This window comes from Paenibacillus ehimensis NBRC 15659, assembly GCF_004000785.1.
In the GTDB taxonomy this organism is placed as follows: Bacteria; Bacillota; Bacilli; order Paenibacillales; family NBRC-103111; genus Paenibacillus_G; species Paenibacillus_G ehimensis.
On sequence record NZ_BILX01000005.1, the window covers coordinates 1 to 25,671 of the forward strand.

At 59.0% G+C, this 25,671-nt stretch carries 23 protein-coding genes; 11 read left to right on the forward strand and 12 right to left on the reverse strand.

Translation table 11 applies throughout. The features are described from left to right. The 3 genes from PEH01S_RS35105 to PEH01S_RS04270 form a co-directional block, all read left to right on the forward strand. Window positions 1–608, forward strand: a 608-nt coding sequence (locus PEH01S_RS35105) for a hypothetical protein (RefSeq protein WP_407669415.1), incomplete at its 5' end; no start/stop codon positions are given. Further along, window positions 608–1,294: an ABC transporter ATP-binding protein gene (locus PEH01S_RS04265; RefSeq protein ID WP_025849075.1), complete on the forward strand. Its 687-nt coding sequence runs from the start codon at window positions 608–610 to the stop codon at window positions 1,292–1,294. The genes PEH01S_RS35105 and PEH01S_RS04265, both read left to right, overlap by 1 nt. A 3-nt stretch (window positions 1,295–1,297) precedes the next feature. Beyond that, window positions 1,298–2,512 (forward strand): ABC transporter permease, encoded by a 1,215-nt coding sequence (locus PEH01S_RS04270; protein ID WP_025849074.1) that lies wholly within the window; start codon window positions 1,298–1,300, stop codon window positions 2,510–2,512. A 72-nt stretch (window positions 2,513–2,584) separates the two neighbouring features. Here the strand turns inward: PEH01S_RS04270 and PEH01S_RS04275 are convergent, their stop codons facing one another. Then, the gene (locus tag PEH01S_RS04275) at window positions 2,585–3,097 is read right to left on the reverse strand and encodes a TlpA family protein disulfide reductase (protein WP_025849072.1); all 513 of its coding nucleotides are present in this window, start codon (window positions 3,095–3,097) and stop codon (window positions 2,585–2,587) included. A gap of 141 nt (window positions 3,098–3,238) precedes the next feature. Between PEH01S_RS04275 and PEH01S_RS04280 the strand changes: the two genes are divergently transcribed. Further along, complete coding sequence (locus PEH01S_RS04280) at window positions 3,239–3,718, forward strand: hypothetical protein (protein ID WP_025849070.1); 480 nt, start codon at window positions 3,239–3,241, stop codon at window positions 3,716–3,718. Between the two features lie 45 nt (window positions 3,719–3,763). Beyond that, window positions 3,764–4,237 carry a hypothetical protein gene (locus tag PEH01S_RS04285; RefSeq protein ID WP_025849068.1) on the forward strand — a complete coding sequence of 158 codons (474 nt, stop codon included), beginning with the start codon at window positions 3,764–3,766 and terminating at the stop codon, window positions 4,235–4,237. Window positions 4,238–4,320: 83 nt separating this feature from the next. On the opposite strand, the gene PEH01S_RS04290 is transcribed toward PEH01S_RS04285, so the two are convergent. The 6 genes from PEH01S_RS04290 to PEH01S_RS04315 all read right to left on the reverse strand — a co-directional run bounded on the left by PEH01S_RS04290 (window position 4,321) and on the right by PEH01S_RS04315 (window position 10,885). Then, on the reverse strand, window positions 4,321–4,803 hold the full coding sequence (locus tag PEH01S_RS04290; protein ID WP_127484071.1) for a GyrI-like domain-containing protein: 483 nt from the start codon (window positions 4,801–4,803) through the stop codon (window positions 4,321–4,323). Between the two features lie 98 nt (window positions 4,804–4,901). Beyond that, entirely contained in the window at window positions 4,902–5,828 is a 927-nt protein-coding gene (locus PEH01S_RS04295; protein WP_246062788.1) for a helix-turn-helix transcriptional regulator, read from the reverse strand. Between the two features lie 170 nt (window positions 5,829–5,998). Further along, window positions 5,999–7,255, reverse strand: a complete 1,257-nt coding sequence (locus PEH01S_RS04300) for an alpha-L-fucosidase (protein ID WP_127484073.1) — start codon at window positions 7,253–7,255, stop codon at window positions 5,999–6,001. 123 nt (window positions 7,256–7,378) lie between these two features. Then, the gene (locus tag PEH01S_RS04305) at window positions 7,379–8,917 is read right to left on the reverse strand and encodes an extracellular solute-binding protein (RefSeq protein ID WP_127484074.1); all 1,539 of its coding nucleotides are present in this window, start codon (window positions 8,915–8,917) and stop codon (window positions 7,379–7,381) included. 89 nt (window positions 8,918–9,006) lie between these two features. Continuing rightward, complete coding sequence (locus PEH01S_RS04310; protein ID WP_025849059.1) at window positions 9,007–9,888, reverse strand: carbohydrate ABC transporter permease; 882 nt, start codon at window positions 9,886–9,888, stop codon at window positions 9,007–9,009. Between the two features lies 1 nt (window position 9,889). Then, window positions 9,890–10,885, reverse strand: coding sequence for an ABC transporter permease (locus tag PEH01S_RS04315; protein WP_127484075.1), 996 nt, complete (start codon window positions 10,883–10,885; stop codon window positions 9,890–9,892). Window positions 10,886–11,216: 331 nt separating this feature from the next. Here PEH01S_RS04315 and PEH01S_RS04320 point away from each other — a divergent pair, with 331 nt between their 5' ends. Next, window positions 11,217–12,620: a TraB/GumN family protein gene (locus PEH01S_RS04320; protein ID WP_025849056.1), complete on the forward strand. Its 1,404-nt coding sequence runs from the start codon at window positions 11,217–11,219 to the stop codon at window positions 12,618–12,620. Window positions 12,621–12,687: 67 nt separating this feature from the next. Here the strand turns inward: PEH01S_RS04320 and PEH01S_RS04325 are convergent, their stop codons facing one another. After that, window positions 12,688–13,056 carry a VOC family protein gene (locus PEH01S_RS04325; RefSeq protein ID WP_025849054.1) on the reverse strand — a complete coding sequence of 123 codons (369 nt, stop codon included), beginning with the start codon at window positions 13,054–13,056 and terminating at the stop codon, window positions 12,688–12,690. Window positions 13,057–13,217: 161 nt separating this feature from the next. Here PEH01S_RS04325 and PEH01S_RS04330 point away from each other — a divergent pair, with 161 nt between their 5' ends. After that, on the forward strand, window positions 13,218–13,934 hold the full coding sequence (locus PEH01S_RS04330; RefSeq protein WP_025849052.1) for a TetR/AcrR family transcriptional regulator C-terminal domain-containing protein: 717 nt from the start codon (window positions 13,218–13,220) through the stop codon (window positions 13,932–13,934). A gap of 36 nt (window positions 13,935–13,970) precedes the next feature. Here the strand turns inward: PEH01S_RS04330 and PEH01S_RS04335 are convergent, their stop codons facing one another. From PEH01S_RS04335 to PEH01S_RS04350, 4 genes are all read right to left on the reverse strand, one after another. After that, complete coding sequence (locus tag PEH01S_RS04335) at window positions 13,971–16,289, reverse strand: AraC family transcriptional regulator (RefSeq protein WP_127484076.1); 2,319 nt, start codon at window positions 16,287–16,289, stop codon at window positions 13,971–13,973. Window positions 16,290–16,424: 135 nt separating this feature from the next. Continuing rightward, window positions 16,425–17,255, reverse strand: a complete 831-nt coding sequence (locus PEH01S_RS04340) for an S-layer homology domain-containing protein (RefSeq protein ID WP_164827672.1) — start codon at window positions 17,253–17,255, stop codon at window positions 16,425–16,427. After that, the gene (locus tag PEH01S_RS04345; RefSeq protein WP_127484078.1) at window positions 17,162–21,523 is read right to left on the reverse strand and encodes a polysaccharide lyase family 8 super-sandwich domain-containing protein; all 4,362 of its coding nucleotides are present in this window, start codon (window positions 21,521–21,523) and stop codon (window positions 17,162–17,164) included. Before PEH01S_RS04345 ends, PEH01S_RS04340 begins: the two co-directional genes overlap by 94 nt. Before the next feature lie 177 nt (window positions 21,524–21,700). Next, window positions 21,701–22,156: a GNAT family N-acetyltransferase gene (locus PEH01S_RS04350; RefSeq protein ID WP_025849047.1), complete on the reverse strand. Its 456-nt coding sequence runs from the start codon at window positions 22,154–22,156 to the stop codon at window positions 21,701–21,703. A gap of 447 nt (window positions 22,157–22,603) precedes the next feature. Between PEH01S_RS04350 and pqqB the strand changes: the two genes are divergently transcribed. From pqqB to pqqE, 4 genes are read left to right on the forward strand one after another with little or no spacing between them, the layout of a single operon-like run. Next, window positions 22,604–23,524, forward strand: coding sequence for a pyrroloquinoline quinone biosynthesis protein PqqB (gene pqqB / locus PEH01S_RS04355; RefSeq protein WP_025849046.1), 921 nt, complete (start codon window positions 22,604–22,606; stop codon window positions 23,522–23,524). Window positions 23,525–23,526: 2 nt separating this feature from the next. Next, a complete protein-coding gene (gene pqqC, locus PEH01S_RS04360; protein WP_025849045.1) occupies window positions 23,527–24,234 on the forward strand; it encodes a pyrroloquinoline-quinone synthase PqqC in 708 nt (235 codons plus the stop codon). Beyond that, a complete protein-coding gene (pqqD, locus tag PEH01S_RS04365; protein ID WP_025849042.1) occupies window positions 24,231–24,506 on the forward strand; it encodes a pyrroloquinoline quinone biosynthesis peptide chaperone PqqD in 276 nt (91 codons plus the stop codon). Before pqqC ends, pqqD begins: the two co-directional genes overlap by 4 nt. Beyond that, window positions 24,497–25,663, forward strand: coding sequence for a pyrroloquinoline quinone biosynthesis protein PqqE (pqqE, locus tag PEH01S_RS04370; protein ID WP_246062789.1), 1,167 nt, complete (start codon window positions 24,497–24,499; stop codon window positions 25,661–25,663). The genes pqqD and pqqE overlap by 10 nt, the downstream gene beginning before the upstream one ends. Window positions 25,664–25,671 lie beyond the last annotated feature (8 nt).

The window sequence follows — 25,671 nt, forward strand, 5'->3', positions numbered from 1 at the left end:
CTGCGCCCGCTGGCACGGCCCCGGCGGGCGATACAGCCACGGGGAGCGCTGCGGCTCCCGACCCGCAAGCATCGGCTGACGCGGCCGCCAAAGGCGCTCCCGCGGCAGCCGGAACGGCGCCGACGCAGGAGAAGCCGGCTGCGGAAGCGGGCGCCCAGCCTGCGGCGGCGGACCAAGCGGCGGCGAAGCAAGCAAAAGCTACGGCGGCGAAAAATATCGTGAAGGAAGCGGGCAAAACGCCTGTTTTGACCTTCGAGGACCTGTACGCCGAAATGACGGTTCGCGGCGTTAAACTTTCGGATAAAGTGAATCAGCTGGCTGGAAAGAAAGTGGAAATGACCGGGTTCATGGCTCCGCCGTTGACCGCCAAAGTCAACTTTTTCGTCCTGACCAAAGTCGCGCTCACCGTCTGCCCGTTCTGTTCGACGGATGCGGACTGGCCGGCGGATATCGTGGTCGTCTTTATGCCCAAGGGCAAGGACGTGACGCCGACGGAGCATCAGGTCAAAGTGACGGGCACGCTCAGTGTCGGCTCGCAAACGGACGAAGAGACCGGCTTCGTCAGCCTGATCCGCATCAACGCAGACAGCGTGGAGGTGCTGAAGTAATGCTGCATGCCGAGAACTTGAGCAAGTCGTATCCCCTTCCGGGCAAGCGGCAGGTGAACGTGCTGAATATCGCCCATTTTGCCATGCAGGCAGGTGAACGGGTCGCATTGGTCGGACCGAGCGGCTCCGGCAAAAGCACCCTGCTCCAGCTCATCGCCGGCATCCTGCGGCCTACTAGCGGCACCATCCGCCTGCTGGACCGGCAGCTCGAACGGCTGAGCGAAGCGGAGCTGGACCGCTTCCGCGCGCAGCATATCGGCTTCGTGTTCCAGAGCTTCAACCTGCTGCCGGGCTTCACCGCGCTGGAGAACGTGCTGGCGGCCATGCAGTTCGGCAAAACCGTGCCGCCGAAGGCGCAAAAGCAGCGCGCCAGCGAGCTGCTGGCGCAGGTCGGACTTGAGCACCGGCTTCACCACAAGCCGGGCCAGCTCAGCGGCGGCGAGCAGCAGCGCGTCTCCATCGCGCGTGCGCTGGCGAACCGCCCGGCCCTTGTGCTGGCGGACGAGCCCACGGCCAGCCTGGACCATGCCAATGCGGAGCAGGTGTTTTCGCTGCTGGCCGAAGCCTGCGAACAGAACGGGACGGCCCTGCTGCTGTGCACCCACGACCCGGAGCTGGCCGGCAGATTGGACCGCGTCGTGAGCCTCCGGGAGCTTTCCATTTTCGATACCAGAGAGGTCGGGTAATTCATGTCTTTGCTGCACATGGCTTGGCGCAACCTCATGAACCGGCGGGTCCAAACGCTCATTACCGTCATCGTCGTCGGCATCGGCGTCGCGATGACGCTCAGCATTATGATGCTTTCCGCAGGCATCAAGCAAGGCATCGCCAAAGCGAGCGAGCCGTTCGGCATGATCGTCGGCTCCAAGGGCAGCGCCAATCAGCTCGTGTTCAATACGATCTTTTTGATGGACAATCCTTTGGCGAATATTTCGCTCGACTATTACCGTACGCTCGAGAACGATCCCCGGGTAACGCAAGCGGTTCCGTTTGCGCTCGGCGATAATTATAAAGGGTTCCGGCTCGTCGGCACGACCCCTTCCTTCTTCGCGCTGAAAGGGAAGCCCAGCGACCCGCCTTATTTCCGGCTCGCGGCCGGGCGGCTGTTCGAGAAACCGTTCGAGGCGGTGCTTGGCGCCAAGGTCGCCAAGGAAACCGGGCTGAAGGTCGGGGACCGGCTCATTTCGGGTCACGGCGTCGCGAAATCGTTGCAGCACGACGAAGGCCACAAGGATCATCCGTACACGGTCGTCGGCATCCTGCACGGCGTATCGGCCCCTTCGGATCAAGGGATCTACGTCAGCATGGACAGCTACTGGATCAGCCATGAGCATGCGGAGGAGCAGAAGCACGAGGAAGACGAGCATGGCGTGACCGCCGCTTTGGTGAAGCCGCGAAGCTACGTGGACCTGATGAAGATGTATCAGGAGATCAACCAAGGCAAAGAAGCCCAAGCGGTATTTCCCGGACAAGTGATCGCCAAAATCTTCGATATGATGGGCAGCGGCGAGCAAATTTTGACATATATCAGCTATGTCGTTCTGGGCATGGCCGGGTTAACCGTCGTTCTCGCCCTGTACGGCTCCACCGTGGAACGAAGACGGACCGTCGCCATCCTGCGCGCCATCGGCGCAAGCCGCAGCGCCGTCGTCACGATCGTGCTGCTTGAATCCGTGCTGGTGGTGCTCTTCGGCTGCGTGATGGGTACAGCGCTCGGCGGCGGACTCACCTGGCTGTTGTCGGATTACATCGGCTCGCAAATATCCGTGACGGTTTCGGTCGCTTACAGCTGGGATACGGCGGCCGTCATCGGCGGCGTTGCGCTGCTGGGCATGGTCGCGGGCATTCTCCCTGCCATCGGCGCCTACCGGACGGAAACGGCCCGTTATTTGCACACGGCTTAATAAAGCTCGTCAAAAACGATCATCGCCCTCGCTCCAGCTCGGAACACGGTTGGAGGAGGGCGATTCGTCGTTCTAACGCTGCAGCAGCGCCGTTATTTTTTTCTCCAAAGCGGCATCGTCGGCAGCGCCGGTAATTTTATCCGCGATCATGCCGTTGCGGTCTATCAGATAGGTTGTCGGAATCGGCACGATACGGTATGCCTGGGCCGTCTCGGCCCGTTCATCGAGCAGTACCGGAAATGGCAGACCGTACGCCGAGGCGAATGCCTGGACGGATTCGATCCGGTCCTTGGCCGTAATGTTGACCGCCACCAGCTCTACCCGGTCCTTGTACCGCTCATACAGCCGCACCAGTGCCGGAGCCTCCTCTTTACACGGTCCGCACCACGAGGCCCAGAAATTGACGATCAACGGCTTCCCGCGAAATTGCTCCGACGTATACGTTTGCCCGTCCAACCCCGTGAGCGAGAAAGCGGGCGCCTGGGCTCCGACCTTCGCCGCCGTTCCGGCACGAGCCGGGAGCTTGGAATACAGCGCCAAGGACACCAGCACGACCACAAGCAGCAGCATCCCTTTTGTTTTCATCGTTTCACCGTCCGTTCTTATCCGGCTTGCTCCCTTTATTGTACCGTACGAGTGTTTTCCGAATGTCAACAAGGGGAATTGTGAAAGAACGTCCTTTAATGGTAAAATCAGGCTAAATATACTGTTTATACGGGGGCTGCTATGAACAGGTTTCGCTTGCTGCTTGTTATCCCCTTATTTTTTTTCGCTATCGTCGGCGTTCTGATCCTTTTCACGGACCCGTTCGCTCCCTTGAGATGGTTCCTCGGCCCGCAATATAAAAGCGATGCGAAAGCGTTCCTTAACGCCGTCTCCGGCGGAGATTACGAGAAGGCCTCGAAGTCCTTGAGCCGGAATGGACGCGACGCCGAAACCAGCGATGCTATTAAATCACAATGGATCTCGGCGATGCATGAGCTGAAAAAACAGGGCTTCTACCCCGTCGAATACAGCAACCTAAAGGTGCCTCACGACCGGGAACATATGGATGGACGAGCCGACATTACGTTTATGGAGGACGGGAAGCGCCAGTCGTATTACACGATTCTGACCTTCGACCCCGGCGGTGTGCATCAGGCCTGCATCCTATCCCCCGAAACCAAGCATACGGAGGCTTGGAACAAGATCAACTGCCATTATTGAGCCGTAGGTAAGGCGAAACCATTATTTTCAGGAGTGGAAAACCAAATGAAAAAACGTTTACTTTTGGCATTGTGCCTTTCTTTGACCGGATCGACAGCGGCTTACGCGTACCAGCCCCCGAACGATCCGCCAGGCGTAAGGAACAAGTCCGATGAGGTTATGGATTATTTTGCTGTGGAGACATCCGAGGCCGGCAGCTTTTACTTTAAGTCGGGAGATGGAAAAGAAGAGATAAAACCTAATGTAGACGGTTCGATATACCGGGTTGTGATCAGTTCCAACGCGGATGCCGTATTTACGGCTGAGTTTCCAAACGGGACGGAGCAAGCATTTGAAATGGACAAATCGCATAACGGATACCTGCTGATTCCGGTCGAGTCCGGCGTGAAGTCGCTGAAAATTAAAGTTGGAACGGACGGAACGCGAACCGTCAAAGCCAACTTGCACCAGTATAGAGTACATACGGACAAAAATAATTTCATTTTCAATTATAAAAAATGGAAGAAAAAGACGAAGTAAGCCCGGATACGAGCGAAACTTAAAAGGGGACCGTCACACGGCCCCCTTCACATTTCCAAAGCAATCAAGCTGTTTCCGTCGGATCAGGCCTCGCGTACCGCCACGTAAATCTCGACCTCGGCATCGCCGGGGTCGAAGCCGCGCGCATCGTATACCTCGAAGTCGCCCGTATAGGCGCGCTCGTACGAAGACGTCTCGAACCACGCCCAGATGCGCTGCCACGCCTTGGTCACGACGCGGGCCACCGGGCCCCGCTCGCTTTTGAACACGACGTACCGCGCCTGCGGAACCGCCTCCACAGCCACTCCTTCCGGTGCCGCCTCCTTCGCCCACGCATGACCGATCAGCACCGTGTAGGCTCCATTCACGTCGCTCTCATAATCCGTATACAGCACATAGGTCAAATGCGGCTCGCTCACCCCGTCAATCCCGGACAAATTTGCAGCAAAAAAATCGTTCCACAGCTGCGGAATCGCTCCGTCCGGACCGGTTTCACGCAGATTCGTCGTTCGGGCGCTCACGCCGACAAGGTTCATTGCGGATTTGGAAGCAAAGCTGGTTTCCATAGGTTCGTCCTCTTTTCATCGTATAATTGCATTCTGGAATCGTATTGTTCCGTAACCTTCGTTTCTTAGTATACGATGGCAAATTGGACAGCACCCTGTCATAGTTCCGCGTACTGCGCGACAATCTTTTGCGCCCGGTCCTTGAGCTCCCTCGCCATAAATGCCGGCTCGTCGATTCTCACCTTGTCCCCGAAGCTGAGCATCCAGCCGTAAAACCATTCGTTGGCCGGATAGCTGCCGCGGATGCGGATCGAACCGTCCGGCAGCCGCTCCGCCTGCTCCGTCGGAAACGTATCCTCCACCCGGTCGCGGACTTCCGGCCGAAAGGTCAGCACCACATCCAAAGCGCCGGGCTCCGACCATTCCGGCTGCCAGGAATACGAGTCCAAGGACGGTACCGGACGAGGCTCGAAGCGATCCTCCGTCACGCGCAGCTCCCGGACCCGGGACAACCGGAACACGCGAAATTCGCCCCGCAGCGTGCAGTACGCGTGCAAATACCACAGATAGCCTTTGAGGATCAGACCTACCGGCTCCACGGTCCGCTCGGTTCCCGCTCCCCCCAGATTCGTATAGCGAAATGTAACTTTACGGCGCTCCCCAATGGCGGTTCTAAGCGCCTGTACTCTTGCCCTTGCCGACGCGCTCTGCCCCCACGGATTGAAGTCGAACGTCAGCGGCGCTCCGCCGTGCTCCAGCAGCTCCCGCTCTGTCGGCTGCAGCATCGTTTTTACTTTTTCCAAAAGATTGGAAACCGACTGGTCGTCGAATGCCGTACGTATGCCTTGAACCGCCGCCAGCATGGACAGCAGCTCGTCCAGAGCCAGAAATTGACGGCTGATCGTAAACTGCTCCATAATCTCAAAACCGCCGGTCGTCCCCTGATGCGCGACGATCGGAATGCCCGCCAGGCTAAGCGCTTCGATATCGCGGTAAATCGTCTTGGTGGATACCTCAAACCGGTCGGCCAAGGCTTTGGCGCTGAGCCTTTTTCGATTCAGCAGCAGCACGGTAATGGCCAACAAACGATCCGTTCTCAGATGCTCCGCCCTCCTGCCGTGTCATGACGGGAAGCTGTCATCGTTCGTCAACAGCTCCTCCGTGCCTTTTACGGTCATTATAACAGAAAGGACGAGCTGGAGCGCCCGGTGAACCGGAACGATGGGCCGCTTCTGTCCGCAGCGCCTCCGAGAATCTAGTTATTCCGTTCCTCTCCGGAAACGAAATAAACGGACAGCGAGCGGATTTTTGGCGCGGCGATGCTATCCAGCACGTTCAGACGAATCCGGTCCGTGCGGACCGGAGCAAACCGGTCGATCTTCTTGTGGCCAACCGCGCTGCCTCGGACGAGCTCGATCCACCGGCCGTCCACCAGTGCTTCCAGCGAATATTCCCGGATGCGCTCGCCATACCGGATATCTTCCATGAGCACGGCATGATCCAGCTCCATAGGCTCCTCCAGCGCCAATTCCGCCGTACCTTCGGCTCCCCTCAGCTCGGCGAGCGGCCTGCCAAAACGGCGTCGGATCTCCTCCCCGAACGCCAGTACACGCTCCACGTCCGCCTCCGGCAGCAGCCCCCGCCGATCCGGAGCTACGTTCAGCAGCAGCGTCGCTCCGTGCCCGACCGAGCGGTAATACACGTCCATGAGCTCCTCCAGGCTCAGCAGCCGGGCTTCGTCGTCCGGATGCCAGAACCAGTGATTCCTGCGGATCGGTACGTCGCATTCGGCCGGCAGCCAGGCCGGCGTCTCCGGCAGCCAGTTCACGGCCGCCTCGGTAAACATGCTGACCCGGGCCGTCTCGGCTGTGTTCCAGCACGGATACGGCGCGACGCCATCCTCGTTCCCGACCCATCGGATCGTCGGCGCCCCCATGTTGAAAATCATCGCGTCCGGCTGATGCCGTTTGACAAGCGCGATGATGCGCGGCCAATCGTACTCCCGGCCTTCGGACCCGGCCCCGTCGAACCATACCTCGACGAGCGGCCCGTACTGCGTCAGCAGCTCGGTCAGCTGCTCGGCGTAAAAGTCGTCGTAAGCGGCGCGGTCCCGATAGCAAGCCGCATTCCGGTCCCAGGGCGATACATAAATGCCGAACCCGAGCCCCTCGCTTCGGCAGGCCTCCGCGCAAGCGCGCACGACATCGCCGCTTCCGTCAAGCCACGGGCTCGACTTCACCGAATAATCCGTCGTCCGGGTCGGCCACAGGCAGAAGCCGTCATGGTGCTTCGCGGTCAATATAAAATAGCGGAAACCGGCCTGCTTCGCGGTCCTGACCCATTGGACAGCGTCCAGGGCCGTCGGATGGAAGCGCTCGGGCGAGTCCGAGCCGTCGCCCCATTCCTGATCGCAAAACGTATTGATGCCAAAATGGCAGAACATCCCAAGCTCCATATCCTGCCAGCGGCGCTGCTGCTCCGTCGGTACGGCTAACCGTGGCTCATGCTTCATGATCCGCAATCTCCTTCCGTTACTTCCAAATTTCCGCAGGTCCTCGCAGCCAACCAAGCCCGCTCTGCCACTCCGTTGGGAGCAACAGGCGGGCTTGATGGCGTCGTTCGTTCCTCTGCGGAGCTACTTCTGGCCCTTGGCCTTAAAGCTGTCGTTCATTTCCTTGATGTGGCTTTGATAGCCCGGGTCGTCCTTCATCGTCTTGACGAATTTGTCCCAATCCTCGATCGTCGCCTTTCCGATAATGACGTTGATCATCATGTCGTTGATCTTTTTGTTCCAGTCGGCTCCTTTTTCCTTGAACGGCGCCGATTTCGGCAGCCCGAATTCCGGATTCGGCTCGGATTGTCCTGCAATCGTATCGACCAGCTTTTTATTGTATTCGAGAATGTCGGACGGCATGCCCGGCACGCTGGCGCGCAAATACTTGTTGTAATAGCCGGTTACCCATTGGCCCGTGGAGTCGCCCGAATAGCCTTTCTTCTTGCCTTCTTCCGTTTGCGTGACCGAACCGTCCGCGCCGATCGTGAAATCCGTATCCTTGATGCCGTACGTTCCCAGATTGTAGCCTTCCTCGGTAGCGGTATAATCGTACACTTCCAGAATGCGCTTCAGCTTCTCCTCGCTTACTTTCTTGCTGATGAGGAATTGGCCGTAATAGCCGATGGCCTGCTCATAATGCGCTTTGCCGTCCGCAGCTTTCGGAATCTCATAAGCCACCAGGTTGGCGTTCGGATTCGCTTTTTTCAGGTCTTGGTTGAATTTATAGGCGTCGGAGACGTTCGTGATCGCCGCCCCGGCTTTTCCTTGCACGAGCATGTCGCGCACCTGCTGGCTCTTCATGACCGGCAGATCCGGCACGATGCCTCCGGATTGGAACGTTTTGTTCCAGAACTGCATCGCCTCTCTCGCCTGCGGCGTCATCCAGTTCGGGGTGATGCTGCCGTCCGCTCCTTTCTGCCAACCGGTTCCCGCGCCGAACATGCTGATCAGATACCCGGCCGGGCCCGGCGAACCGAAGAGCGCCAATCCGTACGTGTCGGCTTTGCCGTTGCCGTCCGGATCGTTCTTCGCAAAAGCCGTGAGCACGTTATACAGCTCATCCATCGTCTTCGGCGGCTGCAGGCCGAGCTTGTCGAGCCAGTCTTTACGCAGCAGGAGCGCCTCGGAGCCGTCCAATGGACGCACCCGCGGCAGCGAGTACAGCTTGCCTTTAATGGAGGCGTTATCAAAAACATTTTGCGGATATTTGGATAAGTTCGGGTAATTTTTGATATGCGGCGTCAGTTCCCAGAACGCGCCTTTGTCGATCGCATTCAGGAAGCTCGGCGTCGTGTTGAAATCCTCCACGAACATCACGTCGGTAATGTCGCTCGACGCCAGCAGCACGTTCAGCTTTTCCGTAATATTGTTGGCCGGGATGTAATTGATTTTCAGATTGACGTTAAATTTCTCGCCGATCTTCTTCAGCCCTTCCAGCTCCCCGGTCGGCGCCGCGCTGAACGCGATCGTCGTGATGGTGATATCCATCGGCTTGCCGGATTTACCGTCCCCCTGGGCGGCCGGAGCGGCGTCGCCGGACGGCTTCCCGCCGCAGGCGGCGAGCGAAGCGACCAGGGCAACCGATACGGCGCCCGCTGCGATTGTTTTCATCGTTTTCATTCAAGATGACCTCCCTTAAGTATGTTTCCGGATGCGAGGCGAAAATCCTTTATCGGTGAACGGCCGGACACGGTCAGACCAGGATGCCATCAGCCTTTGACCGAGCCCACCATCATACCCTTGACAAAATACTTCTGCAAAAACGGATAAATTACAATGATCGGCAGCGAGGAGATGACGACGGCAGCCATTTTGATGACATCGGGCGGCACGGTCTGCTCGCTTTGGATCATGGCGGCGATGCTCGGATCGGCCACCTGCGTGGACGCCTGAATCAGCAGCAGCTGGAGCAGCACCTGCATCGGCCGCAGCGAGTCGTCGTTAATGTACAGCACCGCGCTGAAATACGTATTCCAGTAGGCCACCGCAAAAAACAGTCCGAAAGCGGCCAGCGCCGGCAGCGACAGCGGCAGCATGACCCGGAAGAAGACGCCGATGTCCGAGCAGCCGTCGATGTTGGCGGCCTCCTCCAATTCGGCGGGCACGTCCTGGTAGAAGTTCTTCATCAAGAACACGTACCAGGCCCCGGTCAGCACCGGCAAAATGAGCGCCCAGATCGTATCGGTAAGGCCCAGGCTGTCCACAAGCATATAGTTCGGAATCATCCCCGGCTGAAACAGCATCGTAAGCAAAATTGCCACGAGGAAAAATTGCTTGCCCTTAAGCCGCTTGCGCGACAGCACATACGAGAGCGAGCTGGTTACGGCAAGACTGAGCAGGGTGCCGACGACGGCCAGCGTGGCGCTGATGCCCATCGACCGGAGGAACGTCCCCGTCGACAAGATGTACCGGTACGAGTCGAGACTCCATTTTTCCGGAAAAAGAACGACTGACTTCGTCACGTACTCGTTCGCGTCGGTGAACGAGACGATCACCACATACAGAAACGGCAGCAGCGTCAGCAGCGAGATGACGGTCAGCAGCACGTAATTCGCCGCTTGAAAGAAACGGTAAGAGGCCGATGCTTTCATGTCAGTATAGCCCCTCCTCTCCGAAACGCTTCGCGAGACGGTTGGCCGCAACGACGAGAATGAGGCCGACGACGGATTTGAAGACGCCGACGACGGTCGCATAGCCGAACCTGCCGTTCAGGATGCCTACGCGGTACACGTAGGTGTCGAACACGTCGGCCACGCTGGACACGGGCGCGCTCGCCATCAGGTAGATTTGCTCGAAGCCGACTTCCAGCACTTGTCCGAGCCGCAGGATGAACAGCACGATGATCGTGCTGCGGATACCCGGAAGCGTAATGTTCAGCATCTGCTTCCAGCGGTTCGCTCCGTCGATCTGAGCCGCCTCGTACAGCTCTTGGTTAATGGCCGTAAGCGCCGCGAGAAATATAATCGTCCCCCAGCCCGCTTCCTTCCAGATGCTCTGCGCGGTCAGCATAAGCCAGAAGCCGTCCGGGTTCGTCAAGAAAGCAATCGACTTGCCCCCGGATTCCGTAATCAATTGGTTGACCACGCCGGTGCCTTGGCTGAGCAGCAGGAAGCAGATGCCCACAATGACGACCCAGGACAAAAAGTGGGGCAGGTAAATGACCGTTTGCACGAACTTCTTAAAGAACAGCACGCGCACTTCGTTCAGCAGCAGCGCCAGCACAATCGGCATTGGGAAGAAAAATAAAATGTTCATGAAGCTGATCCCCATCGTGTTGCGGAACAAAATCCAGAAGTCGGGGTTCGAGAAAAATTCCTGAAAATATTTGAACCCTACCCATTCGCTCCCCCAGAAGCCGCTCCAAGGCGAGTAATCCTTGAAAGCCAGAGCCAATCCCCAGATCGGGAAATATTTAAAAACGAGAAAAAACAGCAATCCCGGCGCCGCGAGCAAGTATAAGCCTTTGTCTCTCCGCAAAGCAACCGCCCATTCCTTGATGAAGCCGTTTGTCTTCGGCCCGGCTCCGCTCTTCCGCAAGCCGGCCGGAGCGTTCGTACCGCGAACCGCTTCCGTTTCGGATGAACTCATGCTTCCACCTCCTGCGTAGTCAGATCCATCCGTCTTTCGATCGAATATGTCTGCATCGTACAGCGAAGCGGAAACGGCGGCAAGGCGCAATTCTTGGGGCGGTTTCCGGTCAAAAAAGGAGCATCGCCCCTCGCGACAGATGCTGAAAAGACGCGCCGGTGCACGATTTACCCGCGTCATGCCCACTTCTTAACTTCGCCGGCATATAAAAAATGAGCATGACCGCAGCCCGCGTTTCCTCCCTTATGGTTGAGTTTTCCAGCCGGAAGGGCTATAATCAGTACTGCTTTCATCTATGATTCTACTACATACATCTAGGAGGCAATATCGCATGAAATCCGGAATATGGAACAAGTGGAAACGCGGTTTGGCCGGGGGCTTGCTCGCCGTCACCACGATGCTCGGAACCGTCGTACCCGCACTGGCGAACGAAGCGCCGGGAGCTGCGCCGCAGATCAGTCCATGGTCGATCGGCGTACTGAACGAAGGGGAAAAATACGGCATTTTCCCGCAGTCCTGGTACTATGACGGAACCTTTCAAAAGCCGATTGCCTATGATAGACTTCAATCGTTAGTCCAAGCGGCCGGAGTGAAGCTGGATGCGCTGGGATTAAGCAAAAAGGGCGAGTTCACGCTGCCATCGGGAACCGCAACGATCACTAGAGACACCGTTCTGCAAGCTTTGTTCGGTTTGTTAAAGCAGTACGAGCTGCCGGCAGACTTCGGGATGGATAAGGATGCTTCGGCGATTGCGTATTTGCAGAAAAAAGGCATCGTGCAAGGGACGGACAGCGGTCTGGACCTGGATCAACCGTGCACCGTCGAGCAGGCGGCCGTGCTGGCCAGCCGGGTCATCGAATATGCCTACGAAACTGCCGACGGCGGGGCAAAAGGGCTTTTCTGGAAAGTGACCAAAGGGAACAATACGATGTATTTGCTCGGATCGATTCACCTGGGCATTCCAGAGATGTATCCGCTGCGGAAGGAAGTCAAGGATGCGTTCCAATCGTCCGACGCGCTGCTGGTCGAAGTGAATCTCATGCCGGACGACACGGCAGGGTTGGAGTATTTCGCCAGTCTGACGAGCTATAACGACGGCACGACGTTGAAGGATCACGTATCCAAAGAAACCTATGAAAAGCTGGAGCGCGTAATCGATAAATTGGGACTGCCCAAGCAAGCCTTCGATCAGCTTAAGCCTTGGGTGATCAACTCCAACCTGTCCCTTACGGCGCTTATGAAATCTCCTGAGGAGTTGGCGCAGGCGACCGCTTTGGGGGTTGATATGCACTTCCTGTCGAGTGCTAAGCTGGCTGGAAAACCGGTTCAGGAGCTGGAGGGGTTCAAGCTGCAAGGCGATGTTCTGAGCAGCGCGTCTCCGCAGGAGCAAGAGAAAGAATTGAACGCGGTGCTGGACCAGCTGTTAACGCCTGACGCCAATGCTCCGGATATGGCTGCACAGTTCAAGCAATGGCAGCAGCTGTGGGCCAAGGGGGACTTGGACGGCTTTAGCCAAGCCTTCTCCGCTTCTTCGCAGCAGTTTAACCAAAGCGGGCTGGCTCAAAGACTGCTCGGCGAACGGGACAAGAACATGACGAAAAAACTGGCGGAATTGTTGGAGAAAGACGGTAAATCCACTTATTTTGTCGTCATCGGTGCGGCGCACTATGCGGTGAAGGATATGGTTCTCGACCAATTGAAGCAAAAAGGCTACGACGTGCAATTTATTCAATAACACTAGGCGATAAAAGTGCCGCCCCGTATCGAAACCGATTCGATATGGGGCGGTTTCTTGCTATTTGTCATTCAGATTCGCGAAAGAAAGACGTGACTTCAAAGAGCACGCCGCCAAGGGCAGTAAAGTACAAGGTGTAGCCGCCTCTCATTTTTCTGGGACCATGATCCGAAGGAATATTGGCGGCAGCGAGCTTGGCGTGGAACGCATCTACCTCGGCCATCGTTTCAACATAAAATCCGATGTGGAAATCCTTCGGGTAAGCTACGGTTTCTTCTCCAAAACGGCTCAAAACGAGGGTAAAGCCCTCTCCATCGCTCATCACGGCGAGGGTGTCGCCTTTCTGACCGAGCAGTTGAAAGCCGAATAAGCTCTGGAAAAAATCCGTTGCTTCGGACAGATCGTTGACACAAAGATTCAAGTGGTTCAGTTTCATAAAGTTGCCTCCTTTATAACTTTGACTCTACCGCAGGGCAGAATATGTACCTTATTGCGGTGCTCAACAGGATCATTTTTGAATCTAATTATATTAGATTAATCTAATAGTGTTAGAATAATCGAATATGGTATACTTGTCAACGGAAAGGGTGAATTCTCATGGCTAGGAAAAGGATCTCTCCCCCAGTCTCGATCCCAGGTTGGCCGGAGGCTGAAGCTGCGCATATTCCGCTCGACCGGACTCGTATCCTTCAAACCGCGCTCCAAGTGCTGGATGAGATCGGCCTGAAGGAACTCAGCATGCGCAAAATCGCAGACAAGCTGCAGGTCAAAACCGCCTCCTTATATTATCATTTCAAAGATAAGGAACAGTTGATGCAATTGCTTTCGGATAAAATCAGCGGGGAAATGGTTTGGCCGGAGGCGTCGCTTCCATGGAAAGAGCAGGTGTTGCAATGGGGAATTCAGTTCAGGAAAGTCCTTCTTCAGCACCGGGATGCGGTGGAGCTGTTCCAGCTTACCATCGGGGTAGGCTATCAGCGTCTAACGCAAATCGAAAAGCTCTATCAGCTCTTCGTCTCGGCCGGCTTCGCCGACCCTCAAATCCCGTGGATCGCGTCCATGCTGAAAAACTATGTGCTGGGCTTCGTCGCCGAAGAAACCCGGCTTCACGCTTTTGCCGGGGATGAAGATCATGCTTCGTTTGAAGCACTGGGCGAGCAATATAACCGTTTTTTTCGCCAATTGCCGGAGGAGCAATTTCCCAACACGATCCGCCTGGCCCCCCATATTACGAATACGGATTGGGAGAAGGAGTTTTCTTTTGGCTTAAGCGTGTTGATCGAAGGCTTTTCAACCAAACTGCCGCAGGAGTAAGGCTTGGCGGTTCGACAAAATAAAACAGGTCCGGCCTTACGCCGAACCCGTCTCACGGAATTGACCGGGCGTTTGCCCGGTTTGTTTTTTGAATACGCGGATGAAATTTTTCGGCTGGTAGCCGACGCTCTCCGCCACTTCGGCGACGGACAGGCCGGTCGTCTTCAGCAGCGTCTTGGCGCGGTCGATGCGGTAGGCCGTCAAATATTCGATGAACGACACTCCTATGATGCGCTTGAACAGCTTGCTGAAATAAGGCGGGCTGAGTCCGCAGCGCTCGGCGACCTGATCCAGAGACAGATCGATATGATGATTCGCCTCGATATAAGCGACGGCGGTCTCGAAGGTCCGCTCGTATTCCTGATGATGCCTCTGCTGCACCTTGCGGGCAATCGGCCGGATCAGCCGCTCCCGGAACCAGTCGTTCAGCTCTTGGATCGAATGCACGTTCTTGATCTGCACATACAGGTCGGTTTCGTCGCCGGTCCCGTCGCCTTCCTTAAGCGACAGATTGAGCAGGAAGACGACCCGCAGCGCAGCGGTGAGGAGCTGGTAATAGGCCGTCCGAATCCGCTCCGTCTCCCGCAGCGTCTCCTGCGCATAGGCGGCGAACTGCTCAAGCTGCAGCTCCGCTTCCACGGCATCGCCGTTGCGCAGCGCCTGCTCCAGCCCCGCTTCGATCTCGAACGGGTACGGGTAGGACTTGGCTTCGCCGGCGTCTCCGGCCCCGCTGCGGATCACTTGACCCGTCCCCGCCCAGAAGCGGGAGCGGATCGCCATCGCCGCCTGGGCGAACAGTCTCGGCATGCCGCCCGGCGCCCCCGGGCCGTCCCCAAGCCCTGCGGTGACCGGCAGCTTCAAGTAGTCGGCCAGCATAGCGCGCAATCCCGCAGCCAATTCCTGCACCTGCGCGAACCATGCCGCAGGGTCGTCCGTGTCTTCCCAGAGCCAAACGGCAATCTGATCGTTCAGCAGGTTCACGACCATGCCGCTTGCGCCCTGCTGCGCGAGTACGTCCTGCGCGATATTTTTCATCGTAAAAACGATCAATTCCTTGTCGCTTTCCCGGAACCGGCTGCTGCCGTCCGGCGATTGATCGTAAGCGAGCGCGAACACGGCATGCGTGTGCCGATAAGGCACGGCGTAGCGTTCGAACAGAACCGGAAGCTGCTCCGACGTATAATGCGCATAGTGCCCCTGCAGCCACTGCAGCGCGAACGCCTCGCGAATCGCCGGCAGCTGCCGGTTGAGCTGCGTCTGGAGGCGGTTTGTCGCCTGATACAGCTCCGCCCACCGGCTCTGCACGTAACCGATCTCGTCGGCCAGCAGCTCCTCGTCCCGGTTCCCGCGCACCAGCGAGACCAGATGCTCGATCGGCCGGTACAGCCGCTTCGTGCTCCAAGCCGTGGCCGCTGCGCCGAGCAGCAGGAACACCAGCACGATCGCAACGGTGATGACTGCGATGCCGCGGGATTTGGCGTTCAGCTCCTGCAAAGGCACCATGTCGAGGTACGTCCAGCCGTTGAAGGAAGAATGGAGGGCGGTCACCAAATAATCGCGTCCCTCCCATGCGAAGGAGAAGGCGCGTCCGGGATGCTCTCCCACCTGCTCATACAACCCCTGAGGAGCAGACTGTCCGGCGGACGAGACGACCTCCCGGCCCTCCTCGTCCAAGATGAACGAAAGCTCGCCCGGGTAAGCGGAAAATCGCGTCATATTTTCCTGAAGGAACGACGGATTGAGCTGCAGAAGCAGCAGGCCGATCGGCTCCGAGGCTTGAAACGGCACCTGACACACGAGCGTCACGCCCGCCTGCCCGCCGGGGGTGTCCTCCATAAACCGGAACGTATCGTGGCTCCAGTACATCGCTTCGCGGGAAGCAAGCAGGCCCTGCAGCTGCCGGCGGTCCTCCTCGCCGGCTACCTTACGTCCGCCTTGATCCGGCGATACCAGATAATCGTCCTCGGCGATATACATGACAATGCGGCTAATCTCGGCGTTGCTATTTTGAAGGGATGACAGGTTTTGGAACAAATTGGAGTAGAATCCGGCGTAGTTCGTCCATTTCTGCTCCGTCAGGTTGCCGTTGAAAAACGAACCGAGCAGCATTTGGAGCGCATTACTGCGGACCCGCTGCAGCGCCGTATCGATGGAATACGAAGCGTGCTTCAAGACACGGGCGTTGGCTTGGTCCACTTCCTCCCGGATCGCGGAAGACGAAAACCAATAGCTGGAGAACCCGACAAAGATGACGGGGAAGATGGAGGCAAAAAGCGATACGGCGAGCATGCGCCGCAGCATCGACTTGCGAAACGAAGCAAACGGGTTCCGTATGCGGAAATAGGTGCGTTTCATGGTGTGTGACTCCCCCTCGCTTTCTCCACTTTAGTCTAATGCGTCATCCGGCCGTTTGGCAAGACCGCAGGCGCACCGGTCAAAAAGCACGGCGCGCCTGCGTAGATGGCTTTCTATGGTCCTGTCAGGCAAGCGCTACTCCCCCCGCGCGTCGGCCGCCGTGATCATGTGCAGCAGCACTTGAGCGACTTCGGCGCGTGCCGCGTGGACTTGCGGTGCAAGCCGGTCTTCCGCCTGCCCCTGCAGGAAGCCGAGCTTAACCGCCTGCCGGACCGCGTCCTCCGCCCAAGCGGAGATTTGTCCGGCGTCGCGGTAGGCCGCAAGCTGCTGCGCATCCGGCTCCGCGGCCTTGCCGCCCTGGAAAGCGTAAGCCCGCATCAGCATGACGGCCATTTGCTCCCGGGTGACCGGTTCGCCCGGAGCAAACGACGTGCCCGTCACCCCGTCGACTACCCCCGCTTCATGGACAGCCGCAATCGCGTCCGCATACCACGCCTTCGGCTCCACGTCGCGGAAAGGCGTCCCCGACGGGCTTGCTTTCAGTCCAAGCGCGCGAACGAGCATGGCGGCAAATTCCGCGCGCGTCGTAGCGCCTTGGGGGTTGAATTCGTGTTCCGTCACTCCGCTGACGATATGCTTGGACGCCATGACCTTCAACGTGCGATGCGCCCAATGATCCTCCGGCACATCCGCGAACGATTTGTCGTAATCTAACACGGCGAACGTGCAGCAGGCCGTAACGGCTGCCGACACCGTCCCCGCCGCTTTATCGACCTTCGCCCCGACAAAATCCCATGTCTTCGACGTCTCGTTATAGGCGTAAATGCCCAGCCTGTCCGGATCGGACGCCCGGGCGGCATCGTAAGGCAGCTTCAGCACGACCGGCGCGGAGAACTTCTCCAGACGGGAAACCGGCTTGGTTTGCACAACCGCGCTGATTTGCAGCTCATACACCGTGCCCGCCAAGCGCAGCTCCGACAATGGGCCGGGCTTGCCGGGCGCACACGCAGCATAATCCGCGCGTCCGCCGTATCCGCGGGCAGGCTGCCGCTCACTTGCTCCAACACCGCGGCCGGAATCGTGAGCGCCGCCTTGCCGATTTCCACTTCCAGCGGATTGTTCCGCAGCAAGGAGGCCGCTTGCGCCGGCAGCGCCAGTTCGGCTGCCGCTTCATCCATGCGCAGCGTCACTTTGCCATCCGCTGCCCGCCGAAGCTCCTCTTCCTTCACGACGACCGTTCCGGACTTCTTGGACGGGTCGTTCGATCCTGCTGCAGCCGAGCCGGAAGCTCCGGGCTGCGGAGCGGAACCCGGCGAAGCCCCGGGTGTTGACGAGCCCGAGTCCGAGCCGGACTCCGAATCGGAGCCCGAATCCGGCTCCGGCGACGGCTTAGGGCCCGGCCCTGGTTCAGGCAGCGGGCCGGGGCCGGGCTCAGGCGTTGGCCCAGGCTCAGGCTTCGGCCCCGGGTCCGGGCCGGGACCCGGCTTCTCGGGCGCCAAGCCCGCCGTGGTCACCGTCACGCTAGGTCCTCCGGCGCTCCAATTGCCCGCGCCGTCCACCGCCTCGACGCGGAACGTATACGCCGTATTCGGGGCCAAGCCCCGGATCACGGTCGAATACACGCTGCCGGCCACGGCGGCGGATTGACCGGCGCCCCAACCGACGCGGTATCCGGCTACGCCGTTGTCATCGGCGGCAGGCGTCCAAGCGAGCCTGACTTCGCCGCTGGTCACTTCCGCCGCGGTCAGCGTACTGCCGAACGGCCACGTAGGAGCGGCCGTGTCCGGCCGCTCCGTACGCAAAGTCGTTACTGTGACGCTTGGACCGTCAGTGCTGACGCGTCCGCCCGCATCCGCCACTTGTACGGCGAACGTATAAATCGTGCCCGGCGCCAATTGGCGCACGTCATACCCGTAAGTGCTGCCGCTGACGCTGGCGATCGGGGCTCCGTTCTGATAGATGCGGTACGTCGCATCGGCTACCGTGCTCGTCACCGCCCCGGACCAGGCGAGGGAGACGCCAGTTTCCGAGACGCCAGCGGCCTGCAGCGCGCCGCCCTCCCAATGCGGGACGAGCGGGTCGCGCAGCTTGATCGTATGCGTCGCCCCTACCGAACCGGACACGTTCACCTGCACGATCAGCGTAGGCGATGTCTGAACGACCTGCACCGTGCTGTCCTGGCTGACCGGCACCAGCGAGCCGCGGTTCAGCTCGATGGTCACCGACGCTTGCTTCTGCGTCGGATCGGAAACGGAGAGCGTGATTTCTCCATTCTGTTCCTTCACCATCACGGAGGCCGGATTTCGCGCCGTCAGCCCATCGACCGTCCCGGCCTGCCAGAAATTCGCCGCCGTGATCCCGAGCGACGACTTGCGCACCGCCTGCACCTGAGCATTGTTCGCGAGAATCGACACCGGCGGCTGCGCGCTGTAGCTCTGGGTTGCCGCCGCATTCCGGTTCGGCAGCAGAACGTAAGCGTAATCCGCGTTCACCGGCTTGACGCCGTGCGCAAAAGCCAGACTTAGGTAGTTACGGGTGATCGGCGTCGAGCTGAATCCCGTATTGATGTCCTTCCACGCTCCGGTACGCGCTTCCCGCTTCACGGCCACATTCGCGCCGTTCGGGAAATAATACCCGATGTCCGTCCCCGGAACGTTCCCGGTCAGATGCGCCCATTGGACCGTCCGGTTGAGGTTCGTGGTCTCCTTCGGCACGACGGTCCCATCGATTGTCAGAATGTTGTCGTTCCCGTCCGTCAGCTTGCGGTTATCGGCGATGGTCTCTACGGGATTGCTGCCCGTAGAAGTAATTCCGGCGCCGAGGGCGACGATTTCGTCGTCAAGCAGGAACCATGATTTTTTGCCCCCCAGATCGCTGCCGGTGAGCTTCTTGAGCGTAAAGTCCATGCCGACCGCGCTGTACAGACCGTCCATTGTAGAGCCGCCCACCCACGTTTGGGTATTGGGATAGCTTGCCCAATCGGTCGCCGTCAGCGTTTTGCCGGAGCCGTCCGTCGTCGTGCCCGGCAGCCGGAACGAATCCACCGTCGGCCAAAAATCGTTGCGGTACTGCGTCTGATCCTCATTGTACAAATACGTCATACCGACGCCCGTATACCAGCCCTTCAGGTTCTCGCCGTTGCCCTTCTCGAACGAGGAGATCCGGTCGGAGAAGAGGCTGACGCCGAACAGGTAGCCGGGACGGAAATGGAACACTTTATCCATGCCCGCCATGATCTGGCTCTTCACCAGCTCGCCCCGCGGCTGCACGCCGGGATCGTTCAACAATCCTTTCAGCAGCTTGATTTCATAAATCGACGAGGACGCCTGATAATAATTCGTGGTGATTCGATCCTTCGTAATCCATTCCTTGACCATGCTGCGGTAAGCAGCGGCTTTATCCGCCGGTGCGCCGTCGGACATGCGCAGGATGGTCATCATCAGCCCCCGGGCGGAGCCCGCGGTCTGCCGGGAAATGCCCCGCCCGTTCGTCATATCGAGCGCGAGCCCGTTATAGATGATCGGCTCGAAGCTTTGCGCTACCCAATCGTATACATTGTTCGTCCGCGGGTCCGTAATCGGCCAGGGCGAGCCGTTCAGCATGTAGCCCATATCCGCAGCGCCCTTCAGCCACACGCCGCCGTACCCTGCGGTATAAGCGATGTTCGTGTGCTGCACCAGCGAGCCGTCGCGGTACACCCCGTCACCGCTCGTCGTATAGACGAACTCGCTGCCGATCGCATCGCGGCCCTGTACGATTTTTGCGCCGTTCTTGCCGATCACGCCGCGAAGCGTGACGACCAGTGCTTTGTCCAGCAGGTTCGCGCCGTTCTGCTTCTTCCCTTTCACTCCGAGAACGGAGGAATAGACCGGGTCCGGGCAAAACTTGTCGATTGCCCGTATGTATTGCTCCACCTGCGCCGGGGTCAGATCGTCATACAGCAGCACAAGAATATCGTTCACGGTTTGAGCCGCCCCGATCTCCCAGTCCCACCAGTTGTCATACGGCGTTTTGTTCTCGTTGTACCGGTTCGCGTACATCCAGTCCATTGCCTCGACAAGGTCCTTCTTAAGCGCCGGATTGTTGTACAGAGCCGAGTAAGGCGTCTTGTAAGCGACCGCCATCGTTCTTAAGCGGGAGAAGTTCGATGTCATCTGCGCGGAGACGGTCGTGCTGGCCAGATCGCTCCAGAGATACGTGCGTCCCGCCGCCGTGTTCAGCTTGTTCCAAAATCCGGTTTGCTCCGCATTGCTGACGGAGGAAGCCAGATTGTTCAGAAAATATGCGTAGTCGGCATCCGCAGGATCATAGCCGGTCCCGCCCGTCAGCTTGTCCAGCCATTTCAACCGGATCGTATCGTAGGCCTGCATCATTTGAGCGCTTTCCACGCTGACGATCGATTGAGCGGACAAACGGCCGTCATCGGTCCGTGCGGTAATTGTGGCGGAGCCCACCCGATTGCCCGTAACCAGACCCGAGGCCGATACGGAAGCGACCGAAGCGTCGGACGACGACCAGAGCACCGTCACACCGGATGCCGCGCTGCCCGGCGTAATGACCGGAGTCAGCTGCGCGGTTTTCCCGACTTCGACGGATACTCCGGTTGGCTCCAAAGCAAGACCGGTCGCCCCGGTCCACTCCGTGAGCGTCACATCGTCCACCCAAGCGGTGCCGGAAGCAAAATCGAAAATCGGCTCCACCACGACTTTGTTCACGTTCGACGGAATCGTCAGGTACAGATCGTACGGCTGCCAATCGTTGGTTCCCTTTAATTTCGGCGTTAGCGGACCGTCGCCGATTTTCGTGTTCGTCGAGCCGTTATAATAAAGATACTGCGTCCGGACATACATGCCGCCGCTTCCGGCGTTCACGTTGTCGGTCTTCATCCACAAAGACAGCTTATAGCTTTTGTTCGGCGTTACGAGCGGCGATTGCGTGACGGAAGCCCGGTCCGACGTCGTGCCTCCGGACAGCTTCAGAGCTTTCGTACCGCCGTGCGCTTGTGTGGAGTCTACAGCGAAGGCGCCCCCGCCGACCTTGAATCCGCCTGTCCAGTTGGCCGGCGCTTTTCCTCCCGTCCATTTTCCGGAGCTGTCCGTGACAACGGTTTCAAAATCGCCGTTCAACACCAAACTCCCTGTAGCGGCCATCCCGATCCCTCCTCCTGTCGGGACAAACCAGCCGGGCATCACCAATGCCAGGATCGTCAAAATTTTCACCATGTTCATTTTCATTCCGGTCCCTCCCAGCGGCTTTCGGCCAAACGTCCCCCCAGTTCAAGCAGAACGCGCGGGACTCCGGCCGCTTTTGCATCTCTATACTTACAGAAACGCCGCCCGCTCGGCAAGGCTCAATTCTTGTACATCGGCCGGAGCAAAAAATGTTCCCGCTTTTTCCCGACGTACGCCGGATTAATGAGCTTCTTTTTCCAGTATCGTAATGAACACCCGGGGCGCGACTTCGATGTCTTTCGTTTCCGCAAATCCGAATTGCCTGTATAACGAAATCGCGGATACATTTTTGGCCCCCGTGCTCACCGCAAATTTGCGGATCCCCGGTTCGGATTCAAGCGCGTACTGAACCAGACTTCTCCCGATGCCTCTGCGGAAATAATCCGGATGCACGACCAACCGGGTAATGTGCAGCACATCCTCCTGCTTTTCGACCGCAACGACCCCCGCCAACGTCCCGTCCGCAGCATAGCCGTAAAACGTCTCCTCCGCTTGCATCAATGTCCGGACCGTATCCCGGAGCTGGGGGATGCCGTCGAAGCCGATCAGCTCCGCTTCGACCCGGTAGGCCGGAAGCTGTACCCGAAGCACCTGCTCGGCTACGTCAGGCTGTGTCATGTCCAACCGATGTATCATCTCAACAAATCTCCTTCCCGTCTTTGTTTGATATCCCTATATTGTAACGAAGAAGCGCAGAGCCGGCCAAGCTAAAAACAAGTTTAGCCAAACGATCCGAAATCCGACCGGAACCATTAAAGGTGAGAAAAGGATACTTTTGAACAAAACCCGAGTCATTTTTCCATAAAAATACATATCACTGCGGACGTTCGAATAGGATACATTGTGGACACGGCCCCCGGTCCGATGCGCGTCCGCGGCAGCTTGCAGCCGGATTGTACTTTACCGGGAATTCGAGTACGGAAGGAGGGAACGGCGATGTGGGTAAAGCCAAAAGCTAAAATCATCGACGTATGTGCCGAAGTGACCGGTTATGCCTGCCAGAAATAAACGCTTCTTTAAACGCAGCGCACAACAATCGGATTGCCGGAGAAATCCGGCATCCCTTCATAAGGGGGACGACGGATGCTTCTCAAAATCATTGGGACCGCGGCCGGAGGAGGCTTCCCGCAGTGGAACTGCACTTGCCCCAACTGCCGCTTGGCACGTGCCCGCGACGGACAGGCGCTTACCCGGATGCAAAGCAGCGTGGCCGTCAGCAGTGACGGGGCCGCGTGGTACTTGATCAACGCTACGCCGGATATCCGCCAGCAGATCGAATCGCAGCCCGCCCTTAGACCCGGACCGGGGCTCCGCAGCACGCCGATCGCGGGAGTTCTGCTAACCGATGCGGAGCTCGATCATACGATCGGGCTGCTTAGCTTAAGGGAGGGCGGACCATTGGACATTTTTGCGGCCGATCCGGTCATGCGAGCGCTGGCCGGTCCGTTTCCCGTGCGCCATATGCTGGAGCCGTATGCGGGCGCGCGTTGGCGGGAGATTACGCCCGGCGTTCCTTTTGCCTTGTTCGCCGGAAGGCTGGAGGTTACCCCCTTCTGCCTCGGGTCCAAGGCGCCCCGTTATGCTTACGGATGCTTGAGCGGGGACGAAGGCGGCAAAGCTCCGGCTTGGGTCGTCGGCTACCGGATCGAGGACCGGCTGACCGGCGGCAAAGTCATCTACGCCCCGGGCGTCGAAGCCTGGTCGGACGAGCTGGAGCGGCAGCTTGCGGATGCGGATTGCGTTTTGCTGGACGGCACCTTCTGGCAGGCCGACGAGCTGAAGGGGCTGGGCGTCTCGGAGTTGGCCGCTTGGGACATGGGGCACGTCCCGATCGGCGGAACGGACGGGAGCCTGCACCGGCTCGCCCGCCTGACCGCGGCGCGTAAAATCTATGTGCACATTAACAACACCAATCCGATCTTGAATCCCGCGTCGACCGAATGCCATACGCTGCTTGCGCTCGGCATCGAAATCGGATACGACGGCATGGAGCTGGAGGTATGACGATGAGCGAGCCATGGTCGAACGACGAATTCGTGATGCGGCTGCGCCGGATCGGAGAGCAGCGGTACCACGACAAGCATCCTTTTCACATCCGCATGCACGAGGGAAAGCTCAGCCCGGAGCAGCTTCGGGCCTGGGTCGCCAACCGGTTTTATTATCAAAAAAACATCCCGGTCAAAGACGCGCTCATTCTGTCAAAGCTGCCTACGCTGGAGGACCGGCGCCGCTGGCTCCAGCGCATCGTCGACCACGACGGCCGCGAGGGGGACGAAGGCGGCATCGAAGCGTGGATTCGCCTCGGGGAGGCCGTCGATATTCCCCGCGAGGACCTGCTCAGCGAGCGGCTTGTGCTGCCCGCCGTCCGCTTCGCCGTCGACGCGTACGTCAACTTCTGCCGGCTGAAGCCATGGCCCGAGGCCGTCGCTTCCTCCCTGACGGAGCTGTTCGCGCCGACGCTCGTCTCCCGGCGTATCATCGTCTTCGAGGACTTGTATCCGTGGATTCGCCCGCAGGGACTGGACTATTTCCGTACCCGGCTTCGTCAAGCGCCGCGCGACGCCGAGCACGGGCTGGAGCTCGTGCTGCGCGAATACCGCACCCGCCGCGAGCAGGAACGGGCGGTCGCCGCGCTCTCGTTCAAGTGCGACGTGCTGTGGTCGCTCCTCGATGCGCTGCAGCTTGCTTACCCGGTCGAGGAGAACCGCGTATGAGCTGGGGGGTACAGGAACGGCCGGCAATCCGTCCCCCTGCCCGCATGAAATTCGACGCGCTGCGCAAGCAGGAGCTGCTGCTGCTCCCGGAGCGTGTCGTTCAATTGAATGAGACCGCCGGAGCGATTTTGCGGCTGTGCGACGGGCGGCGAACCGTCGGGGACCTGACGCGCGAGCTCGAGGCGAAATACGGACAGACCGGACTGCAGGACGAGATTGCCGAGTTTTTAACGCAGGCTGCGGAGGAAGGCTGGGTGGAGCGATGGAGCTGAGCTTGCCGTATGCGCTGAACGCCGAGCTGACCCACCGCTGTCCCCTCCGCTGTCCGTATTGCTCCAATCCGCAGGAGCTGGAACGGCGGGACAAGGAGCTGTCCACCGACGTATGGCTGCGCATTCTGGAGGAAGCCGCCGGGCTGGGCGTCGTCCAGCTGCACTTGACAGGCGGGGAGCCACTGCTGCGGGCCGACGCCGAACTGCTCATCGAACGGGCGCGTTCGCTCGGCCTATTCGTGAATCTGATCACAAGCGGCGTCGGACTCACCGAAGCGCGCCTCCGCCGGCTGGCGGAAGCCGGGGTCGACAGTCTGCAGCTCAGCCTTCAGGCAGCGACCCCGAGCCTGTCCGACCATATTGCGGGCTTTCAGGCGTTCGACAGGAAGCGGCAAGCCGCCGCGCTCATCCGGGCCACAGGTCTTCCTTTGAATATGAACGTCGTTCTGCACCGGCACAATATCGGGGAACTCGAGGCAATCGTCGAGCTTTGCCTCTCTTGGGGGGCGTCGCGGCTGGAGCTGGCCAACACGCAGTATTACGGCTGGGCGCTCGTCAATCGGGAGACGCTCATGCCGACGAAGGAGCAGTTGAAGGCGGCCGAAGCCTCGTTTGACGAACTAAAGAAACGGATCGGCAAGCAGATGGAGCTAATCTGGGTCGTCCCGGATTATTACGCCGAGCTGCCGAAGCCTTGTATGGGAGGCTGGGGCCGGATCTCGCTCACCGTGTCCCCGACCGGCAAAGTGCTGCCTTGCCCTGCCGCCTCAGGCATCGATACGCTCACATTCGATTCGGTTACGGACCGGAGCCTCGCTTCGATCTGGTACGAATCCGCCGCGCTGAACGCCTTTCGCGGCACGAGCTGGATGACGGAGCCATGCCGCAGCTGCGAGCGCCGCTTCGAGGACTTCGGTGGCTGCCGCTGCCAAGCCTACCTGCTCACCGGCGATGCCCGGCAGACGGACCCGGTATGCCGTCTGTCGCCTCACCGCAGCTTGATCTCGGACGCCGTCACCGCGGCAAACGGAGCCCGTCCGGCAGCTTCGGGCTCCGCCGAAGCGCCGCCTTCGTACGTTTACCGGGGCTCAGCGGCAGACCGTCGGCGGCTGCTGCATGCCGACCGCATGGACGCCGCCATCGAGCCTATGAAATAGCTCAGCTC

Bases quoted from the DNA above. Each gene is read 5' to 3' on its own strand.
- PEH01S_RS04265 (WP_025849075.1), top strand. From the start codon at position 608: ATGCTGCATGCCGAGAACTTGAGCAAGTCGTATCCCCTTCCGGGCAAG.
- PEH01S_RS04270 (WP_025849074.1), top strand. From the start codon at position 1,298: ATGTCTTTGCTGCACATGGCTTGGCGCAACCTCATGAACCGGCGGGTC.
- PEH01S_RS04275 (WP_025849072.1), bottom strand. From the start codon at position 3,097: ATGAAAACAAAAGGGATGCTGCTGCTTGTGGTCGTGCTGGTGTCCTTG.
- PEH01S_RS04280 (WP_025849070.1), top strand. From the start codon at position 3,239: ATGAACAGGTTTCGCTTGCTGCTTGTTATCCCCTTATTTTTTTTCGCT.
- PEH01S_RS04285 (WP_025849068.1), top strand. From the start codon at position 3,764: ATGAAAAAACGTTTACTTTTGGCATTGTGCCTTTCTTTGACCGGATCG.
- PEH01S_RS04290 (WP_127484071.1), bottom strand. From the start codon at position 4,803: ATGGAAACCAGCTTTGCTTCCAAATCCGCAATGAACCTTGTCGGCGTG.
- PEH01S_RS04300 (WP_127484073.1), bottom strand. From the start codon at position 7,255: ATGAAGCATGAGCCACGGTTAGCCGTACCGACGGAGCAGCAGCGCCGC.
- PEH01S_RS04305 (WP_127484074.1), bottom strand. From the start codon at position 8,917: ATGAAAACGATGAAAACAATCGCAGCGGGCGCCGTATCGGTTGCCCTG.
- PEH01S_RS04310 (WP_025849059.1), bottom strand. From the start codon at position 9,888: ATGAAAGCATCGGCCTCTTACCGTTTCTTTCAAGCGGCGAATTACGTG.
- PEH01S_RS04315 (WP_127484075.1), bottom strand. From the start codon at position 10,885: ATGAGTTCATCCGAAACGGAAGCGGTTCGCGGTACGAACGCTCCGGCC.
- PEH01S_RS04320 (WP_025849056.1), top strand. From the start codon at position 11,217: ATGAAATCCGGAATATGGAACAAGTGGAAACGCGGTTTGGCCGGGGGC.
- PEH01S_RS04325 (WP_025849054.1), bottom strand. From the start codon at position 13,056: ATGAAACTGAACCACTTGAATCTTTGTGTCAACGATCTGTCCGAAGCA.
- PEH01S_RS04330 (WP_025849052.1), top strand. From the start codon at position 13,218: ATGGCTAGGAAAAGGATCTCTCCCCCAGTCTCGATCCCAGGTTGGCCG.
- PEH01S_RS04335 (WP_127484076.1), bottom strand. From the start codon at position 16,289: ATGAAACGCACCTATTTCCGCATACGGAACCCGTTTGCTTCGTTTCGC.
- PEH01S_RS04345 (WP_127484078.1), bottom strand. From the start codon at position 21,523: ATGAAAATGAACATGGTGAAAATTTTGACGATCCTGGCATTGGTGATG.
- PEH01S_RS04350 (WP_025849047.1), bottom strand. From the start codon at position 22,156: ATGATACATCGGTTGGACATGACACAGCCTGACGTAGCCGAGCAGGTG.
- pqqB (WP_025849046.1), top strand. From the start codon at position 22,604: ATGCTTCTCAAAATCATTGGGACCGCGGCCGGAGGAGGCTTCCCGCAG.
- pqqC (WP_025849045.1), top strand. From the start codon at position 23,527: ATGAGCGAGCCATGGTCGAACGACGAATTCGTGATGCGGCTGCGCCGG.
- pqqD (WP_025849042.1), top strand. From the start codon at position 24,231: ATGAGCTGGGGGGTACAGGAACGGCCGGCAATCCGTCCCCCTGCCCGC.
- pqqE (WP_246062789.1), top strand. From the start codon at position 24,497: ATGGAGCTGAGCTTGCCGTATGCGCTGAACGCCGAGCTGACCCACCGC.